The sequence below is a fragment of the Streptococcus lutetiensis genome (genome assembly GCF_900475675.1).
Lineage (GTDB): Bacteria > Bacillota > Bacilli > Lactobacillales > Streptococcaceae > Streptococcus > Streptococcus lutetiensis.
In genome coordinates, this window is sequence record NZ_LS483403.1 from 1,145,993 (window position 1) to 1,166,321 (window position 20,329).

The window sequence follows — 20,329 nt, forward strand, 5'->3', positions numbered from 1 at the left end:
ACGACTATACTAATATTATACTAAAAAATGACATCAGAACGAAATCATAACTTGTAAACGTCGTAATTTCCGAGCATTTTATAATCAATACCCAACAAATGCAATTCTTCTAAGGCAAAAGAGACCAGGGCTTCATTGGTGTTATCAACATCGACGATGAAAAAATACTCTCCGAGAGCTGTCTTTAAAGGGCGACTTTCGATTTTAGTCAAGTTAATTCCTCTCCATGCAAATACAGACAAAGCCTTATAAAGTGCCCCTGGAAGATTATCTGGCAGAGTTAAAGTAAGAGACACTTTTTGTTGACACTTAGTCAATTCAAAAGCGTATTTCTTTCGACCAAGCACCCAAAAGCGCGTGTAGTTTTCATCCATTTCTTGGATGTCTTTGGCGATAATCTCTAAGCCGTATTCTTTTGCGGCAGCAACTGGAGCAATCGCTGCAAATGGCTTATCAGGATTTTCAGCAATAAAACGCGCAGCATAGGCAGTGCTCGCTGTCATTTCAATTTGAGCATTTGGATAGTGAGACTTGGTGTATTTTTTCCCTTGAGCAATAGCCTGCGGATGTGAGAAAATTTTTTCAATCACCTTATCCTGCGAAGTTGCTAGAAGCTGTTGTTTAATCGGTTGAATCATTTCAGCAACTGCTTCAATTTGTGCTTGATGAAAAAGGTAGTCCAAGGTTTCATGAACTGACCCTTCAATGGAATTTTCAACAGGAATAATAGCGTAATCAACTACACCTTCTTCATAAGATTTAATCACTTCTGTGATGTTGCCAAAAGACACCCTATCAGCGCTAGGAAATGCCTTAATCGCAACATTGTGCGTAAAAGAACCATTTGGTCCTAAATAGCCAACTTTCATCCAATTTCCTCAACAATTTCTTCTGGTGTTTTGCCAGTAACTTCAATAATGCGGGTAGCCGCAGACTCATACATGTCTCTACGTCCATCAAAGATAGCCTTGAACGCTTCTTTACTGTTATTAACAAATAGCGGACGGACATTTTGGCTATCATTTTTAATGCGGTCATAAAGGATTTCAAAATCAGCTTTAAGGTAGATGGTTTCAGGATTTTTTGCCAAAATCTCACGATTAATCGGATTAATCACAACACCACCACCCGTTGAAATAACGTGGTCAGAATCCACCAATTCTGCTAGAACTTGTGATTCAATCTCACGGAATTTTGCTTCGCCTTCTTTTTCAAAAAAGTCCGCAATTGACATGCCAATATGCTCTGTAATCAAAGCATCCATGTCGATATAATCTTTATCTAAAAGTGAGGAAATGGTTGATTTACCAGATCCCATAAATCCAATAATAATTCTAGCCATGTGACAAGACCTCCAAATCACTAAAGAAGCTTGGGTAGCTTGTGTTGATTGCTTCTGCTCGCTCTAACTCAACATCACCCTCTGACACCAAAAGCGCGGCAATTGACGCCATCATACCGATACGGTGGTCACCGAAGGTATTGATTTTAGCACCATGAAGCGGTGTTTTTCCTTTGATAATCATACCGTCATCTGTTGGTGTAATATCAGCTCCCATAGCATTCAAAGCATCTACCACTACTTGGATACGATCTGTTTCTTTGACTTTTAACTCTTCAGCATCACGAATGACTGTTGTGCCACTTGCTTGGGTAGCAAGAAGCGCAATAATTGGCAATTCATCAATCAAGCGTGGAATGATTTCACCACCAATTTCAGTGCCGTGAAGTTCAGATGTTTCCACCGTAATTGTTGCTGATTTGGCAATGTCATCAACATCTGAAATAGTCATTTTTCCACCCATTGCTTCAATGACATCTAGAATACCTGTACGTGTTTCATTGATACCAACATTTTCAAGCACCACGTTAGCATTTGGAACAATAAGCCCTGCAACTAACCAGAAAGCTGCTGAAGAAATATCACCTGGAACAACAACATCTTGACCAGTGAATTCTTGACCACCTTTGATGCGAATTTCTTTGACATTGACATTAATTTCTCCGCCAAATTGGACAATCATATCTTCAGTATGATTACGTGTTTTTTCTTTTTCGATAATGACTGATTCGCCATCTGCCTGCAAAGCAGCAAAGATAAGTGCTGACTTGACCTGAGCAGATGCCACAGGAAGTTGGTAGTGAATTGGTTTTAAAGATTTGCTACCATGCATAGTAAGTGGTGGCAAGTCACGCTCAGTCTGACCTGAGACCTCAACACCCATTTGGCGAAGCGGAATCGTCACACGGTCCATAGGGCGTTTTGACAAACTATCATCTCCAAACATTTCAACGGTGAAATCTTGCCCAGCAAAAACACCTGAAATCAAGCGAATTGATGTCCCTGAATTTCCCATATCAAGTTTATTTTGAGGTGCTTTAAGTCCATCAAAGCCAACACCAGTGATAGTAACAAGCTCACCATCATCTTGAATATCTACACCCAAATCACGAAAAACTTGCATCGTTGACAAAACATCTTCGCCACGCAAAATATCGCGAACAGTCGTTTTTCCCTTAGCAAGACTTCCAAACATGATTGAACGGTGGCTAATTGATTTATCGCCAGGAACACGCAAGGTTCCTTGTAATTGTGACACATTTGTCAATAATTTCATACAACTCTCCCACGGTTTAGTTTTAATTCTATTGTACCATAAAAATACTGAAAATTTGCACAACTCTCTAGTTATTCTCTTTTTATGGCTGAAATAAGTAGAAAAACAGCTGAAAATTCAGCTGTTTAATAGTTTATTTTTTACTACTTTCATCATCCATTGAAAGTACTGACAGGAAGGCTTCTTGTGGCACTTCAACAGAACCGATAGCTTTCATACGTTTTTTACCTGCTTTTTGTTTTTCAAGCAATTTACGTTTACGAGAAACGTCACCACCATAACATTTAGCCAAAACGTTTTTACGAAGGGCTTTAATATCTGAACGAGCCACGATTTTTTGACCGATAGCTGCTTGAATTGGCACTTCGAATTGTTGACGTGGAATGATTTTCTTCAATTTTTCAACGATTAATTTACCACGTTCATAGGCAAATTCATTGTGAACGATGAAGCTAAGCGCATCGACTTTATCTCCGTTAAGCAGAATATCCATTTTAACCAATTTAGATTTGCGGTATTCTGAAATTTCGTAATCAAAGCTTGCATAACCACGTGTTGATGATTTCAATTTATCAAAGAAATCAAAGACAATTTCAGCAAGCGGAATTTGGTAAATGACATTCACACGATTTTCATCGATGTAATCCATTGTGACAAAATCACCACGTTTGCGTTGCGCAAGTTCCATAACAGCTCCGACAAATTCTTGTGGAACCATGATTTGTGCTTTAACGTATGGTTCTTCGATGCTTGCAACCTTAGTTGGGTCTGGGAATTCAGAAGGGTTTGATACTTCAAGCATGTCGCCATCGGTCGTATTAACATGGTAAACAACGGATGGTGCTGTCATAATCAAATCAATGTTAAATTCACGTTCCAAACGTTCTTGGATAACATCCATGTGAAGAAGTCCCAAGAAACCACAACGGAAACCAAAACCAAGCGCTTGTGACGTTTCTGGTTCAAATTGAAGACTAGCATCGTTCAATTGAAGTTTTTCAAGAGCTTCACGAAGGTCGTTGTATTTGTTTGATTCGATTGGGTAAAGACCAGCAAACACCATTGGGTTCATTTGTTTATAACCGTGAAGTGGTGCTTCTGCTGGGTTATCCGCAAGAGTAACCGTATCACCGACACGAGTGTCCGCTACAGTCTTAATGGATGCTGCGATATAACCAACATCACCAGTTGCTAGGAAATCACGACCCACTGCTTTTGGTGTGAAGATACCCACTTCAGTGACATCAAATGTTTTACCATTAGACATCAACTGGATAGTATCGCCAGGTTTTACCATACCATTGACGATACGAACTTGAAGAATAACCCCACGATAAGCATCGTAAACTGAGTCAAAGATAAGTGCTTGAAGTGGTGCTTCAATATCACCTGCTGGCGCTGGCACGTACTCAACGATTTGCTCAAGGATTTCTTCAATCCCGATACCAGCTTTTGCTGAAGCAAGTACTGCTTCTGATGCATCAAGTCCGATAACATCTTCGATTTCTTGACGAACACGTTCAGGGTCAGCAGCTGGCAAATCGATTTTATTGATAACTGGCAAGATTTCCAAGTCATTATCAAGTGCTAAATACACATTGGCAAGTGTTTGAGCTTCGATACCTTGTGCCGCATCGACAACCAAAATAGCACCTTCACAGGCTGCAAGTGAACGAGACACTTCATATGAAAAGTCAACGTGCCCTGGTGTGTCAATCAAGTGGAAAATGTAAGTTTCACCATCTTTAGCTGTGTAATTCAACTCAATCGCATTCAATTTGATTGTGATACCACGTTCACGTTCCAAATCCATACTATCCAAGAGTTGAGCTTGCATTTCACGACTAGAGACAGTTTCAGTTTTTTCCAAAATACGGTCAGCCAAAGTTGACTTTCCGTGGTCAATATGCGCAATAATTGAGAAATTGCGAATCTTTTCTTGTCGTTTTTTTAATTCTTGAATATCCATCTATCTATAATCCTATACAATTATTCATTATTTCTATTATAACAAATAAACACCACTGGTGCTATAAAAAGTTTTCTAGGCACGATAAATATCGCTAAAATCAGCTACCGCAAATCATTTTACAATTTTTGCAGAAAGCGTTATTATTAATCAAAGGTAATAAAAACTCAATTCTGCAAACCTATGACCCACATAGATTACCCCACCCAGTGACGAACTAGGTGGGGTTTTGGTGTTGTAAATCTTGAGAGTACAAAAACGTCCTCTTTCTATTTTGTTTTTAATTTTTTGTTTTACGGTTACTTAAATCTTGAGAGTACAAAAACTCTTGCAAGCCTGCATGTGACAAATCTAAGGTTTTACGGTTACTTAAATCTTGAGAGTACAAAAACATTCCTAGCTCAATCGTGAAGAAGACGACTGTTTTACGGTTACTTAAATCTTGAGAGTACAAAAACACAAGCGTTCTTGTTTGCTGCGATAGTTATGTTTTACGGTTACTTAAATCTTGAGAGTACAAAAACAAAAGAATTCAGCGTATTGAGCTATACCAGGTTTTACGGTTACTTAAATCTTGAGAGTATAAAAACAGGCCTGTATGGTTTAGCTTGCAGTATTAGTTTTACGGTTACTTAAATCTTGAGAGTACAAAAACAGCTATTCACTCTTACAAATCCTTGCCCCCGTTTTACGGTTACTTAAATCTTGAGAGTACAAAAACAATGCTTAGAAAGGTTGTTATATCAATGTGTTTTACGGTTACTTAAATCTTGAGAGTACAAAAACTGGTTTAAAAATAATGGTTGTTTCATCGGGTTTTACGGTTACTTAAATCTTGAGAGTACAAAAACAACTCTTTGTACGGCTCGCTGATAACCGAAGTTTTACGGTTACTTAAATCTTGAGAGTACAAAAACACAATTATTGTCAGCTCCGTGACAGCAATGGTTTTACGGTTACTTAAATCTTGAGAGTACAAAAACTATACATTCGAACTTGTCGCTCACTTGTACGTTTTACGGTTACTTAAATCTTGAGAGTACAAAAACAATAGGTTCTATCTCCCCTGCCGGAATAAGTTTTACGGTTACTTAAATCTTGAGAGTACAAAAACAATAGGTTCTATCTCCCCTGCCGGAATAAGTTTTACGGTTACTTAAATCTTGAGAGTACAAAAACACGATTACAAGCCATCCACAAGGCCTTATTGTTTTACGGTTACTTAAATCTTGAGAGTACAAAAACTCTTTTCAGGTACAGGAACAAACACGCTAGGTTTTACGGTTACTTAAATCTTGAGAGTACAAAAACTCAGTTTATTAGCCATATTGTTTGAAACTCGTTTTACGGTTACTTAAATCTTGAGAGTACAAAAACCCGTTTTAACGTCATCTCTAAACTGTTTTGGTTTTACGGTTACTTAAATCTTGAGAGTACAAAAACCCGATTGCGTTCTTCGGTCCACCGAAGTCGGTTTTACGGTTACTTAAATCTTGAGAGTACAAAAACCTCTAATAATCATCTAACATGCCACTTTCAGTTTTACGGTTACTTAAATCTTGAGAGTACAAAAACAGCGATTTGGGCTGCTTTTGACGTGATTATGTTTTACGGTTACTTAAATCTTGAGAGTACAAAAACTTAGCTCTTTACTTAATTCATCTAGCGTTAGTTTTACGGTTACTTAAATCTTGAGAGTACAAAAACAATGTGATATTGCCGCTATCCAAGTCGAAGGTTTTACGGTTACTTAAATCTTGAGAGTACAAAAACAAGGTCGTCCAGGCGTTGGAAAGAGTCATCTGTTTTACGGTTACTTAAATCTTGAGAGTACAAAAACGGTCACCAGCAATATTAACAATCCCTTTGAGTTTTACGGTTACTTAAATCTTGAGAGTACAAAAACCACTCATAGCAGTCGATACAAAATACTTCTGTTTTACGGTTACTTAAATCTTGAGAGTACAAAAACCCAACGGGTGTTCAAATTTATAACAAGTCAGTTTTACGGTTACTTAAATCTTGAGAGTACAAAAACCTCAAATCGTCATTTTGGGTCTTTATACTCTACAAGAATTATAATTTCATTGAGCCTAAAAGTCAATCTTTATCCTTAAGAAAGCTTATTTCAAGCTGATTTATCTCTGAAATTGGATATTTAACTGACTTATCATAGTGATATAAACTATTTAGTATCTTGATAGCTACCATATCCGAAATTCCTAAACTCACATATGAAATTTGCTCACTAAATAAATAACTTGCATTCTTCTGTAAAAGAATTAAAAATTCTTTTTTTGTTGGTACATTGTTGGATGGATATCTTCCAACAAACCTTTCATACATAAAATCAAGATCAAACAAAGATTCAATATAATCTGAAACAATGGTAATATTTTCTATTGTTTCTTTAGTCACATACAAGTAGCTTTCGTTTGACGGAAAAATCGTACAATAAAAATTTGGAAACTCATCAGCCATTCTTGTGATAACCTGACAAATTCTTATAAATGAGGCATAATCAAGGTAATCATCCATATTCTTAAAAATCAGAAGAATGTTACTAGTATCATTGGATAATTTTTCACTTAACATTTTGAGTAAAAACATTACCTTAATCTCGTTATCAACAAATTCAAAAGCAATATTTTTGTCTTGATATTTAAAATATGGTTGAAAATACTTACTCAATAAGTGTTCAGCCGTAACCATACAACTCTCTGTATGATAAGTTACATCTTTAATCGATAAGTCTAGAGCTTGATTAACAGTCAAAGAAACTTTTTCTAATTTATCATTGATTTCATCGATTTCTTCCATAACATCAACTGTATCTAGATTTATTTTCATAAAATCAAAGGCCACTGTACCTTTTTTATAAGACATCTGTTCAAGTAAATCTTTAATATCAGAAATTGAAATAATACTAAAATCATTTCTTTTTAAACTTTTTCCTTCACATAAGATTTCTGGTTCTTCTTGGTTAAACAACGATAAATCTTCTTCTGAATATTTTTTGCCGTCAAAATACCATATAAATAATTGCCACATATAATATTTTAATTGCTGATTTTGACCAATAATTTGTGTAAATTGTCCAAAATGAATATCAAGATTATCTTTAAAAGGATGCGTAAAATGTAATCTCATATAACCACCAATTTATTATCACTAACAACTTCTTCTTGTTTCGTTTTACCTCCAACAATCAAAGTCATTTCCGAAAACTGTTTTTCAGTTACAGCCAAAAGTCGCACATTACCTGCTGGTAAATTACTTTGTTGCAATCTTTTATAAAACTTATTAGCAAAACTCCGATTTGGGCATGTACGATAATAAACAGAAAACTGCAACATTTCAAAACCATTAGCAATTAACTCTTTTCTAAAATTTCGATAAGTTCTTTTTTCTTGTGCAGTTTCCATCGGTAAATCAAAAAAACATAATAATCTCATTGCAGCATACCTCATCTTAAGACTCCAATTCTAGACTAGAAACCACCGGACAGAAAAACTTACTAGTATCTTTCTTGTCAATACATTTTATAAAACCTTGAACATATTTATCCATAGCTCCAGTCACCGTACAATTCTCATTACCATACTTAATCTTAGCATTTAATAAATTTGTTAAAGCCAAGCGATATTCATATTTTAAATATTCTTTATCTCGCAAATTTTGATAAACCCAAACATCAACGATTTGTCTAAATGGCTCCATTAAATCATCTACTAAGTTAAATTGATTATATTCATTTTTATGAAAGATACCAACTAAAGGATTTAGACCGTATCCCTCAACAATCCTAGCCATCTGTGCTCTTAAAATTGCATATCCATAATTTAGTCCAGCATTAATCACATCAGCTTCCTGCTGTGTCACGCGCGTAAACTTTTTACCAAAAAGCTCATTAAAATAAACTTTAGCCGCATGTCCTTCACGATTAGTCTTATCCCCTAGCTCAATGTGATCTTTATAGTCAGCTAACAATTGGATTGCATCGATATCTCTTTCAAATAGAGATAATACGTCTTGTTGGTTATTAATTTTAAAATAGGTTACAATTTGCCAAAGCTTATCTTTTTGCTCCTGACTCCACTCTAACTGCTTTTGCAATCTCTTATAAGCCCTAGAATGTCCATTCGGTGCATGATAAATACCTGTCGGTAAGTGTTCATTATCACAAACAATAAGAGCAATATTGAATTTGCTCAAAGCACTAAGCAAACGAAGAGTTACTACTGTATCTCCACCTTCAGCGACAATGATTGAAATATCACTTAACGGTATCGTATATTCTTCACCTTGCTTTTTTATAACAATATTATCCAATTTCAAATGCATTTTTTCACTTTGATTGACATGCACAACTCTCCAAGTCATCATACTCTCCTTTTTACACAACGAAAAGCACCCCATGTAAACATGGGGTGCTTGAATTCGGCATGAAGCCTTATCTTTGTAGGCTCTGCAAGATTTAAGTAACCGTGCAAGACGTCCCTTGCAAAAACTATTATATAGCGTTTACATAAAAATTGCAACCCCAAATTTCAATTATTTGTTATTATTTTTAAAATCTAACTTAGGTTTATCACCTTCTTTTTTAATAAAGAATTTATTACCAAGAACATCTGTTCGAACTTTATAGATTGATATGTTAGGTTTATTTAAACCTTTAATAAACTGTCCACTTTTTGCAACTTTTCCCAAAACTGGTAAAATTTCTTCCTCAGAATCAAAAGTTCCTTTTTCTAATGGTTTTAATTCCACATAGTGCTTAGATGTATCATTTTTTGAGCCGAATCTTAACATCCTTTCACAATTATTTAGAGTATCTTTGATTAAAATCAAATCATTTCGGTAAAGAGTAAACTTAAATTCTGATTTTTTGCCGATACCTTCTTTTTCCCTTATCGCATCATACTTTTCTTGTGAGATATGATACTTACCAGTTCCTTTTTCAAAACTTAAATCAGAATATTTCAATCCCATCAGTTCATATTTTAAAGTCTCTAGATTAAAGTAAATATCAGCTCGCCATGGAGAAATTTGTCTCAATACAACTCTATTTTTAGATTTTTCAGGTGTTATATCAATACAATTTCCTAATTTTTTATCATAATACTTAAGAGACTTAATTGGTGTTCCATTTCCTTTTTTACTGTATTTACAGATTAAGCCATTTTCTCTACGATACTCTTCAAAAGGATTGCATTTTACAGTTTTTTTACCATCTTCGGAAAGTTTTTCACTTGGATAATCTCTGAGAATAACTTCAATAACATTTTCCCAAGTTAGAGGATCTTTTTGATACATCAAGAATTGTGTTTTATCTTTTTTATATCTTTTAATAAAAGTATCAAAACCATCTTGACTGTAGATATCTTTTATCTTCCCTAAAACATAAGTTTCATCTTTTTTATCTTTTCCAAGTTTAGCTTTTCGTGTTGAGTAAATAGTAGCATCAGAGACTTTACGATTAAATTTTGAATCAACTTGATAAGAGAATAAAATTTCATCCTCAAATCCTTTACTTGAAATCGTATTTACAAATCCTTGATAAGGTGGTTGGAAAACTAATTCTTTATATTTATCATCAGAGATACTTAAAATTTCACCAGTCTCTTTATTCACCACTTGATTTTCACCATAGCTCTCAAACATCGGATTTTCTTGTTTTTGCCACAATTTCAATTGACTTGAAGCAGCAATAATTAAAGCATCAACAGCATGATGGTGGTATGTTTCGCGCGATTTATCAATATTCCATTTTCGGCGGAGCTGTGATGTAAACTGACCTCTGACAACAGAAACTTTAGTATCTTTCCCCAACTCTTTTAATGCTGTTTGAAGACTATTAAGCACTACTCGTGAAGCATAACGAGTGTCCACAAGATTACGTTCGATAAATTTCTTTTTAACTTCGATTTTATCGATATTTTCTGTTGTTAAAAGATATTCACGTTTTTTCTTACCAAGCCTTTTTTGTTTTAAGACATAATCTTTCATTTCTCTAAATGACCATGCCGCATCCATAGAATCAATAACTTGATAAGGAGTTTTTTGTCCCTTCTCTTGGTTAGTCCAAGCATACACTAAAACCTTATTAGCTAAACTATCATCAAAAGAAAGTGATAAAGGCAAAATATGATCAATCTCAAACTTATTTGAATTATGCACTAAATCATGAATAGAAATTAGCTTACCAGAATATAAACAACGCTCACCTTGTTGATACCAAAGGCGAATTTTAGTTTTTAACTCTTTATTGCCATGAAAAACGCCATCAGGTAAGTTATCAGTACCATTATAAAGAAAAGCTGCTCGTTTTAAAGAATCATCTTTTTCTTTTTTATTTTCTTTTTCCTTTTTATCAATAAATTTCTTCTCATCTTCAGCATTCTTATCTCGTGGCATCTCGATAACAATCTTATCAAAATCGCCATATTTCTTAACAGCCGCATTAATGATTTTAATTGTTTGTCGAACTGATTTTGCTACAACAGGATTATAAATTTCATCTGTTATTTCTTTTTCATCAATTGTTTTTGTATTTTTTGATGATTTTTTATTAACCTTGAATTTTTCTAGTCTTGTCAAAATTGTCATCTGTTCTTCAGATGTTACATACAGTTCAGGGATTAATTCATTCATCAATTTAGCTGAAAAGCTATGCCAACCTTTATTGAATGCTGAACTTTGATTTTTCCTAATTTGGACAATTTCAGAAATTTGTTCTTCGGTAAATTGACTTGGAAGATTGCGTTTGATAGTATCTTCAATACCCTCACGCTCTGTATTAAGCGTTAAAATATCTGCCAGTTTATCTAATGTTTCTCTTGATAGTTCATCAATATCAATTGAACTTAAATTAAATTTTAACTTACGATAAGGCTCAAAAGTATGCAAATCTGGCTTATCTTTATTATCTACTCGATAGCCCTTAATATCATCTACACTACAATCTACTATCTTCGCAATTTCTTTTAATAATTTAGAAGCACCGAGTGCTTTTGATTTCTTAGCAAAATCTACTAAATACTCTTTCTGCTCAGTAGACAATTTACCAGTTTCAGTAGGAACTTTTAAATTATTTAAATCATTTAAAAAGTTAAACTCTTGCGCAGTATATGAAGCTTTAGAAGCACGGTATTCTTCAGGATAAAAACTACATTTTCCAATCAAAATTCCAAAGATATTCTCCAAGGTTGTTCCATCTGTACGAAAACGTCCGTAATCTGTACGAGATTTTTCGTTACCTGGCCCATGGTAATATTTTCTTTTTTGAGTTAGGATTTCAATATAGTCTTCAATAAACTCATCTGTAATTTGTTTATTATAGTTTGATTGAGTTTCTAAAATTTTACGTGCTTCATTCTTATAATCAGAAGTAGAGAAAACGTTAATTAGTCTATGAGCTTCACCATTTTCATCATACACTGTGAAGTTTCCACGTAATTGACCATATTTTTCCAATCGTTCTAATTGAATTTGACCTGGAGTTTTAGTTTTCAACAAACGACGATTCTCATCAATAGATTTTGCATAATCTGAACTACCTGTTGAATCATCTTCTGCATCATCAAGATATGAAATGCCGCGTCTTTTTGCAATTGTACGCAAAGCAGCAAACAATTCTTCATTTGTTAATTGTTCCGTTAACCCTTTAACACGAAGTTCGTACGGATTTAAATTTAGATTTCTAAAATCAGTTGAAATATCATATTTTTCAAATAAATCACGAACACGTTTTACACGATGTTTTTTACGACGGGTTAAACGTCTTGCACCGCGAAAACCTCTCCTTTCAGCATTATTTTCAGCATTTGCAGCAGAAAATAAACGCGAATTGGCATGTATTACATTTCCTGTTTTTGCATCAATAATACCAACACCAACGGAAGCTACACCAATATCCAAGCCTAAAATTTTTCCATTACTCATAGTTTTTCCTTCTTCTCTAATATTAAGTAATCCCTTACATTTTACTCTTTTGAAAACTAAAAAACAAGCACCATTAAGCGCTTGTCAGCTACTAAACTATCAAATTATTCCCCAAACCAAAGGGCAATTTCACGTTCAACTGATTCTGGTGAATCTGAACCGTGAACGATGTTAAATGTTGCTGCTCCTTCTGCGGGTGCTTGTGCATAGTCACCGCGGATTGTTCCAGGAAGAGCTTCTTTAGGGTTTGTTGCTCCCATCATTGTACGCCAAGAAGAAATCACTTCTTCACCTGACATAACACCAGCAATCACTGGACCACTTGTCATAAAGTCTACGATTAATGGGAAAAATGGACGGTCAACTAAGTCTTCGTAGTGTTTTTCTAGCAATTCTGGAGTTGCCATACGCATTTCCAATTTTTCAATTTTGAAACCACGACGTTCGATACGGTGCAATACTTCACCAACAAGACCGCGTTTCACACCATCTGGTTTAATCATAAAGAAAGTTTTTTCCATGTAAACAATCCAACCTATCTAACTAAAATAAATTCACTTTCAATTTTACCATAAAAGAAAGTTTTTGAAAAACGTTGAAAGACATTTTCACTAAATTTTTAGTTAGAATTTGAAAAGTTAAACTTCCACAAATTCCACATGCACTCCTGATAAAAACTCCTTAGCATTTCTTTTAGCTTCTTCCAAGTTATCATCCTGAGTTCCACCAGCAAAATCAGGAAATTCTCCCCAATAACTTCCATTAGTTTCAGTGTGAAAAATAACTGGATAAATTTTAATCATTGTACTTCTCCTTATTACTGCTTAACTCACCAACCAGCCCCAGAAGAAGGGGAGGAGAAAGGCGATGATGCCGCAGATGACATAGGTGATGCGCAGGCATTTTTGCGAAATGTTAGAGGATTTTACCCAAAATGTGATGGCAAATATCCACGCTACTGCAAACAGTAGCCAAAAGTACCATACAAATGTCATTTTTCATCCTTTCTCTCGTTATTTTTTAGGTGATGATTTAATTGCTTACGAGCTATTGCGACTAAACTTAGCATCATCGCTTCATAAGCTACAAAGAAAATGATAAAGCAATGCATGAAGTATTCTTCTGGTAAAACCCATATAACTGGGTCAGTCGCTGGGTTAAAAAGCCAACTGCTATCACCAGGAAATAAGGCTTCATGAAAGAGAGTAAAGAATTGGTCAAAACCAATCAAAAGCCCTGCTACTGCAATGATAATCGGTAAAATTGCAGCTAAGGTAAAAGCTCTCTGATGAAGAAAAAGTGACTTTTCAGCTCTGCTATTTTTCAAAAAGCACCAAGAAGGATATAGCAAAATCACAAAGACAGCTTGTGCTAAGTGAAAAAGGTGTTTAACATCATGAAAATGCTTGAGTCCACTAGCTGATGAGTGAAAATCTGGCATGACAAGTCTGTGTGACAAGGGATTTGTCAGATAAGTCATCAAGATGTTAAAATTTTTCAAAAGTTCATCTTTTGTGATAGTCACTTGGAGGCTCAGTTTTAGCCAGTCAATCTCTAGTGGATAAATCAACCACGCGCCATAAATAGCTACAAGGACTGCTAAAGATAGCAGCCACAGCCAAGTACTAAAAGTCCAAGATTTAGTTTTCATCAAAGTTCCAATCATCAAGGCTAGCAAGAACGTGATTAGGTTTTACCGGGAAAGTTGGGACTTCTTCAGGCTTAGTAAATCCAGTTGTGACAAGAAGCGTTGCAATATCATTTTGAATTCCCGCCATAATATCTGTCAGATAATTGTCACCAACCATAATAGCTTCTTCACGTTTAACTCCAAGAACATCAAGAGCTTTATTCATGATAATAGCATTTGGTTTTCCAATAAAGACTGGTTGCACGCGAGTGGCTGCTTCCAATAATTTGTTAATAGCGCCCGCACCTGGCATCAAGCCACGTTCAGTAGGAATGTTCAAATCTGGATTTGTTCCGATAAAGACAGCACCTTTTTGGATAGCTAATGTCGCTACTGCTAATTTTTCATAAGTCAAATCATTATCAAGACCAACAACGACATAAGCTGGATTTTCAGTGTCTTCTACATAACCCGCCTCAGCAATCGCTGTTTTCAAACCAGTTTCACCAATCACGTAAACCGTTTTACCACGATTCAAATCGTTCATGTAATCAATCGTCGCCATTGTTGCTGTGTAGATTGTTTCAAGTGGGGTGTGAACGTTGAACTGAGTTGACAACATTTCTTGAACTTTTTCAGGTGTACGAGTTGAATTATTCGTTACTAAAACGTAAGGAATATTTCTTTCTTGAAGTCTTTGAATAAAACGTTCCCCTGCTGGAATACGATTTTTTCCTTTGTAAATAGTTCCATCCAAGTCGATTAAATAGCCTTTATAAGTCATTTTTCCTCCAATATAAATAGTAAATGACCTTTCTGATACAGTTAAAAGGTCACTACTCTTACTTCTTTTCTTAGTTACTTTAAAAATAGCAGAGCTTTTATTTTGCTTTCCATTCTATGCGTGCTTGAGCTCGAAGGGCACCTTGTGTGACAATTTCATGTTTGGTTGTCAAGCCAATACGTTCAACACGTGACTTGATGTCATGACCATATTGAACTTCCTTCACATATTTCAAGTTAATGTGGTGTGGAATGTATTTTTCCAAAAAGTTAACGTCTAAAACATCATACATCCATTCAAGGTATTTGCTGTTATTGACATGACCATTCAAATCAAGGTCGAAGAAACGCACGTGATAGAGAGTTTCTTCTGGATTTTCCAAACCTTCATAACGAGGTCCACGATAGATTTTCTTCACTTTTTCAACTTGGTAAACATCGACAATGTCATCAACGACAGGGTGAACTTTTCGTGTGTCATAATCCATCAAAACAAAAGTTGAATGAATGGTCAAAATCTTCTCACCATCTTGACCGTAAACATTAAAATCACGGTAACAAAAGAGTTTATTATAAGCTGTTGGTACCGTCTCAATCACGATGTTTTCAGTGTATCTTGGCAAACGATCAATTTCAATCGCATATTCTGTGATAATCCAGACAAGGTTATAAGTTTGAAAAACATACTCGTCACTCATTCCAAGACTTAACGATTGCTTGCCAGAAACTTGCAAAACAAGCGATAAGAGCTGTGATAATTTCATATTTTGATTAATATCACTTTCATAAAAAGGTACTTGATATTTTTCTCGATAACTTAATCCCATCTTTTTTACTCCAATATAAATCTCTCTGCGACTGTGTCTCCCAAAAACAGTCCTTTTTTGGTCATGCGAATCACCTTGTCATCTGGTACTAAAAGCCCTTGTTCACAAAGTTCTCTCACGATTTGACCATAACGGTCTTCAAAAGACAAGCCGAATTTTTCTTCAAATCTAGCAATAGACACACCTGATTTTTTGCGTAATCCTAAGAACAATTCTTCTTCCATCATTTCATCTTTTGTTAAAACTTCTTCTGATAATCTAGCATTACCCTCGGCAACTGCCTTAAGATAGTGCTGAATTGGACCACGATTACGGTAACGAACACCATTTAGATAACCAGAAGCACCTGCACCCACACCGAAGTACTCAGCATTATCCCAGTACATCAAATTGTGACGACTTTCAAAACCTGGTTTAGTGAAGTTTGAAATTTCATAGTGCTCAAAGCCATTAGCTCCCAGCTCAGAAATAATATATTCAAACATCTTCGCTTCCAAGTCTTCTTTAGGTAATTGTAATTTACCGCGACGCATTTTATTCATGAAAACCGTGTGATGTTCCAGAATCAAGCTATATAAACTCAAATGTGGAATATCTAGAGCAATCGCCTTAGCCACATTTTCCTTGACATCTTCCATGGTCTGACCAGGAAGGGCATAAATCAAGTCAATTGAAATGTTATGAAAACCAGCTTTTTTCAAATTCGAAATCGTTGAATAAATCTGAGCTTCATTGTGACTACGTCCAATTTGTTTCAAATGCTTATCATTAAAAGTCTGAACACCAAGTGAAACACGGTTAACAGCTGAATTTTTCAGCACTTCAATCTTATCTTCAGTCAAATCACCTGGATTTGCTTCGATAGTGAATTCTTCCAAAATACTTAAATCCAAATGCTTTGTTAAATTCGTCAATAAATACTCCAATTGCTCTGCGGTAATTGAGGTTGGAGTGCCGCCTCCAATATATAAAGTACGCAATTTTTTGATATCATATGATTCAAATTCACGAATAAGAGCCTGTAAATAAGCATCAACAGGCTGATTTTTGATGAATACTTTTGAGAAATCACAATAATAACAAATTTGCGTACAAAATGGTATATGTACATAAGCTGATGTTGGTTTTGTTAGCATGACGCTATTATAACATTTTTAAGAAAGATAACCAATGAAATAAACACAAAAAGGTCTGAGCCTAACACCCAAACCTTTTCTTTTTTATTGAATTTAGTCGATACCGATTTCGTTACGAACAACGTCAGCAATAGTATTTACATAGTAGTCAACTTCTTCATCAGTTGGCGCTTCAGCCATAACGCGAAGAAGTGGTTCAGTACCACTTGGTCGAACCAAAATACGACCGTTTCCATTCATTTCTTCTTCCATTTTGCTGATGATTTCTGCGATAGCTGGAACCTCCATGGCTTTGCTCTTCATGCTGTTTTCAACACGAATGTTAACCAATTTTTGTGGGTAAATTGTAACTTCAGCAGCCAATTCAGAAAGTGGTTTACCAGTTTCTTTCATGACTTTTACCAATTGGATACCAGTCAATTGACCATCACCAGTGGTGTTGTAATCCATGATAATCACGTGACCTGATTGTTCACCACCAAGGTTAAAGCCTGATTTACGCATTTCTTCAACAACGTAACGGTCACCAACAGCTGTGATAGCTTTATTGATACCTTCGCGGTCAAGTGCTTTGTGGAAACCAAGGTTTGACATAACAGTTGTTACGATTGTGTTGTGAGCCAATTGTCCACGTTCAGAAAGGTATTTACCAATGATGTACATAACTTTGTCACCATCAACGATTTCACCATTTTCATCAACGGCAATTAAACGGTCGCTATCACCATCAAATGCAAGACCAACTGCAGCACCTGATTCTTTAACAAGTTCTTGCAATTGTTCTGGGTGTGTTGATCCTACACCATCATTGATGTTAAGACCATCTGGATTTTCACCGATAACTGTAATATCAGCATCAAGATCTAGGAAAATATCACGTGCAGATACAGATGCTGAACCGTTTGCTGTATCAAGAGCAACTTTCATTCCTTCTAGGCTAATACCTGTTGATACAAGGAATTTTTCGTATTTACGAAGACCTTCTGGATAATCAACAAGTGTTCCCAAACCGTCTGCTGAAGGGCGTGGAAGGGTATCTTCTGGTGCATCAAGGAGAGCTTCAATTTCCAATTCTTGATCATCAGCTAATTTGAATCCATCACCACCGAAGAATTTAATACCATTATCTTGAGCAGGGTTGTGACTAGCAGAAATCATAACACCAGCGCTAGCTTTTTCAGTACGGACAAGGTATGAAACACCTGGAGTTGCTAAAACACCAAGTTTGTAAACTTCAATACCAACTGAAAGAAGTCCAGCTACCAAAGCTGATTCAAGCATTTCACCTGAAATTCGAGTATCGCGTGCTACAAATACTTTTGGACGTCCTGTTTCATGCTGACTAAGAACATAGCCACCAAAGCGTCCTAATTTGAAAGCTAATTCAGGGGTCAACTCAACATTTGCTTCTCCACGAACACCATCTGTTCCAAAATATTTTCCCATTATTTTTTTAGCGAAAAATTCGCTTCCTCCATTACTAATATTCTTTTCCTAAGGACAAGAAACTTACTTGCCCAGTATTCTTTAATATATAGTCCTAGCTATTATGAACTATTTTTTTGTCACTGTCAACTGTACCGTCACTACAGAAGGCTCTACTGCTACATTATCTGCTGTTAAGTTGACACTCAAATTGGTATCTTTTGTCATATTTGAAACATCGACATTAGCAACCACCTCGTTAACAGCGTTAAGGGCATCTTGACTACCAGTAATCGTCACCTGATTTTGACTGAGGCTATAAGAGATATTTGATAGCTTATCATTCATTTTCCCAGTCATCTTAACAGTCACTGGTACGGTTTTGGTCAATTTCTTAACTGTCACTTCAAGTCGAGCTTTTGACGGGTTGATGGCACTAGCGAGAATTGTACCATCTGAGGCAACGGCTTGCAAGGCAACTCGTCCATTGTAATTGTCGTTTAGAACTTCATTTTCGGGTAGTTTAGCAACCACATGATCGATTTGGTCAATGATTGATTCTGCACTTGTGACTTCAACTTCAGATATGTCTGTTGACACTTTCTTCAGCTCATAGTCTTTGGCGATTTGATTATCGTCAATGACGCCTTGAACATCAAAGGTCTTGGTTTTCTTTTTGCCAATAGTCACAGAGATATTATTCGGTGAAGCTGTCGCTGTAACACCTGATGGCAAATTAGTCACCTTAAGAGGCACTGTTTGAGTGCCTTCACCCAAGTTTGACAAGTCAGCAACAACCTTGAAACTTCTCGTGTCATTATTAATTTCAGAGTCCAATTTAACACGGTTGATTGATGTTAAATAAACTTCTGTTTCATAAGAATAACCACTGATAAAATACTTATCACTATCGTATTTGATATCGATAGGGACATTTGTTAGGGTGTGGGTAAAAGTCTCTGTTGCTCCAGATACCTGCGACCCAACATGCGTATAGTTACTTGTTGTGGCAGTCAAAAATAGGAGAATAGAAAAGATAATAGACACAATAACCAACCAGAATTGACTATTGAAAAACTTTTTCATTTTTTCTTCCTCCAAAATTTTTGATACCAGTGGTCTTTTTCCTTAACTTTTGTAATTAAATGTGTGCGAAGAATAGCTTCAAAATTTTCTTTTGTCAAATCATGCAAAAATTCACCTTTTGAAGTGATGGAAACCCCACCAGTTTCTTCTGAAACAACAATAGTCAAGGCATCTGAGTTTTCTGAAAGACCAATAGCTGCGCGGTGACGTGTTCCGAATTCTTTTGAAATGGCCATTGACTCAGACAAAGGAAGGTAAGAACAAGCTGTCGCAATTTTGTTACCACTAATGATTACCGCACCATCATGCAAAGGAGTGTTTGGAATAAAAATATTAATCAACAACTGACTTGAAATATCAGCATCCAAAGGAATCCCTGTAGAAATATACTCTTGCAATGTTTGCGTGCGCTCGATAGAAATCAAAGCACCAATTTTACGAGGGCTCATGTAAGCAACTGATTTTACCAAGGCTTCAACTAATTTTTCTTCGTCACTAACTTGTTGCGTTTGTGAAAAAACTTGCGTCGAACGACCAAATTTTTCAAGACCAGAACGAATCTCAGGAGCAAAGATAACAACACACGCGATAACACCATATGTGATAACTTGATTCATCAAATAAGTGATAGTTGTAAAACCAATCCACTCAGCGACAAATTTCAAAATGATGAAGAAGACAACACCTTGGATCAAGGACATAATCTTCGTGCCCGCTAAAGCTTTTATTAAACGATAAATAAAATATGCTACGATTAAAATATCTAGTAAATGAACAACAATAGTCCATGGATTTTCAACTAAAGTTGCCCAGAATTTGGCATCAATAGCCGCTATATTACTCATACATACATCTCTTTTCTCTAACTAAATAAAACTACCTTTCCATTATACCACTTTTAAAACAAATTT

18 protein-coding genes and 1 CRISPR repeat array are annotated in these 20,329 nt (G+C 35.6%); all 18 genes read right to left on the reverse strand.

The features are described 5' to 3' along the window. Nucleotides 1–44: 44 nt before the first annotated feature. The 18 genes from pheA to cdaA all read right to left on the reverse strand — a co-directional run bounded on the left by pheA (nucleotide 45) and on the right by cdaA (nucleotide 20,263). Nucleotides 45–869, reverse strand: coding sequence for a prephenate dehydratase (gene pheA / locus DQN23_RS05820; RefSeq protein WP_020917049.1), 825 nt, complete (start codon nucleotides 867–869; stop codon nucleotides 45–47). After that, nucleotides 866–1,342 carry a shikimate kinase gene (locus DQN23_RS05825; protein WP_111712908.1) on the reverse strand — a complete coding sequence of 159 codons (477 nt, stop codon included), beginning with the start codon at nucleotides 1,340–1,342 and terminating at the stop codon, nucleotides 866–868. Before DQN23_RS05825 ends, pheA begins: the two co-directional genes overlap by 4 nt. Beyond that, entirely contained in the window at nucleotides 1,335–2,618 is a 1,284-nt protein-coding gene (gene aroA / locus DQN23_RS05830) for a 3-phosphoshikimate 1-carboxyvinyltransferase (protein WP_058832700.1), read from the reverse strand. Before aroA ends, DQN23_RS05825 begins: the two co-directional genes overlap by 8 nt. A 133-nt stretch (nucleotides 2,619–2,751) precedes the next feature. After that, nucleotides 2,752–4,587 carry a translation elongation factor 4 gene (gene lepA, locus DQN23_RS05835; protein WP_058814076.1) on the reverse strand — a complete coding sequence of 612 codons (1,836 nt, stop codon included), beginning with the start codon at nucleotides 4,585–4,587 and terminating at the stop codon, nucleotides 2,752–2,754. A gap of 290 nt (nucleotides 4,588–4,877) precedes the next feature. Beyond that, nucleotides 4,878–6,625: direct repeats of the CRISPR family, unit length 36 nt; unit sequence GTTTTACGGTTACTTAAATCTTGAGAGTACAAAAAC. Between the two features lie 62 nt (nucleotides 6,626–6,687). Continuing rightward, on the reverse strand, nucleotides 6,688–7,737 hold the full coding sequence (csn2-St, locus tag DQN23_RS05840) for a CRISPR-associated protein Csn2-St (RefSeq protein WP_111712909.1): 1,050 nt from the start codon (nucleotides 7,735–7,737) through the stop codon (nucleotides 6,688–6,690). Next, nucleotides 7,734–8,057 carry a CRISPR-associated endonuclease Cas2 gene (gene cas2 / locus DQN23_RS05845; RefSeq protein WP_006532624.1) on the reverse strand — a complete coding sequence of 108 codons (324 nt, stop codon included), beginning with the start codon at nucleotides 8,055–8,057 and terminating at the stop codon, nucleotides 7,734–7,736. Before cas2 ends, csn2-St begins: the two co-directional genes overlap by 4 nt. A gap of 1 nt (nucleotide 8,058) precedes the next feature. Beyond that, nucleotides 8,059–8,970: a type II CRISPR-associated endonuclease Cas1 gene (cas1, locus tag DQN23_RS05850; RefSeq protein WP_043878432.1), complete on the reverse strand. Its 912-nt coding sequence runs from the start codon at nucleotides 8,968–8,970 to the stop codon at nucleotides 8,059–8,061. Nucleotides 8,971–9,141: 171 nt separating this feature from the next. Then, the gene (cas9, locus tag DQN23_RS05855) at nucleotides 9,142–12,531 is read right to left on the reverse strand and encodes a type II CRISPR RNA-guided endonuclease Cas9 (protein ID WP_111712910.1); all 3,390 of its coding nucleotides are present in this window, start codon (nucleotides 12,529–12,531) and stop codon (nucleotides 9,142–9,144) included. A gap of 104 nt (nucleotides 12,532–12,635) precedes the next feature. Continuing rightward, complete coding sequence (gene ndk / locus DQN23_RS05860; RefSeq protein ID WP_058814079.1) at nucleotides 12,636–13,052, reverse strand: nucleoside-diphosphate kinase; 417 nt, start codon at nucleotides 13,050–13,052, stop codon at nucleotides 12,636–12,638. Nucleotides 13,053–13,169: 117 nt separating this feature from the next. Continuing rightward, on the reverse strand, nucleotides 13,170–13,334 hold the full coding sequence (locus tag DQN23_RS09040; protein WP_118100785.1) for a type II toxin-antitoxin system HicB family antitoxin: 165 nt from the start codon (nucleotides 13,332–13,334) through the stop codon (nucleotides 13,170–13,172). 21 nt (nucleotides 13,335–13,355) lie between these two features. Further along, nucleotides 13,356–13,526 carry an NADH-quinone oxidoreductase subunit L gene (locus DQN23_RS05865; RefSeq protein ID WP_082661531.1) on the reverse strand — a complete coding sequence of 57 codons (171 nt, stop codon included), beginning with the start codon at nucleotides 13,524–13,526 and terminating at the stop codon, nucleotides 13,356–13,358. Continuing rightward, nucleotides 13,523–14,182: a TIGR01906 family membrane protein gene (locus DQN23_RS05870; protein ID WP_111712911.1), complete on the reverse strand. Its 660-nt coding sequence runs from the start codon at nucleotides 14,180–14,182 to the stop codon at nucleotides 13,523–13,525. Before DQN23_RS05870 ends, DQN23_RS05865 begins: the two co-directional genes overlap by 4 nt. Further along, nucleotides 14,172–14,945, reverse strand: a complete 774-nt coding sequence (locus DQN23_RS05875) for a TIGR01457 family HAD-type hydrolase (RefSeq protein ID WP_111712912.1) — start codon at nucleotides 14,943–14,945, stop codon at nucleotides 14,172–14,174. The genes DQN23_RS05870 and DQN23_RS05875 overlap by 11 nt, the downstream gene beginning before the upstream one ends. 97 nt (nucleotides 14,946–15,042) lie before the next feature. After that, nucleotides 15,043–15,771, reverse strand: a complete 729-nt coding sequence (locus DQN23_RS05880) for an acyl-ACP thioesterase domain-containing protein (RefSeq protein ID WP_020917068.1) — start codon at nucleotides 15,769–15,771, stop codon at nucleotides 15,043–15,045. A gap of 5 nt (nucleotides 15,772–15,776) precedes the next feature. Further along, complete coding sequence (gene hemW, locus DQN23_RS05885; protein ID WP_111712913.1) at nucleotides 15,777–16,907, reverse strand: radical SAM family heme chaperone HemW; 1,131 nt, start codon at nucleotides 16,905–16,907, stop codon at nucleotides 15,777–15,779. 93 nt (nucleotides 16,908–17,000) lie between these two features. Next, on the reverse strand, nucleotides 17,001–18,353 hold the full coding sequence (glmM, locus tag DQN23_RS05890) for a phosphoglucosamine mutase (protein ID WP_020917070.1): 1,353 nt from the start codon (nucleotides 18,351–18,353) through the stop codon (nucleotides 17,001–17,003). A 108-nt stretch (nucleotides 18,354–18,461) separates the two neighbouring features. Further along, complete coding sequence (locus DQN23_RS05895) at nucleotides 18,462–19,418, reverse strand: CdaR family protein (RefSeq protein ID WP_020917071.1); 957 nt, start codon at nucleotides 19,416–19,418, stop codon at nucleotides 18,462–18,464. Next, the gene (gene cdaA / locus DQN23_RS05900) at nucleotides 19,415–20,263 is read right to left on the reverse strand and encodes a diadenylate cyclase CdaA (protein WP_111712914.1); all 849 of its coding nucleotides are present in this window, start codon (nucleotides 20,261–20,263) and stop codon (nucleotides 19,415–19,417) included. The genes DQN23_RS05895 and cdaA overlap by 4 nt, the downstream gene beginning before the upstream one ends. Between the last annotated feature and the right edge of the window lie 66 nt (nucleotides 20,264–20,329).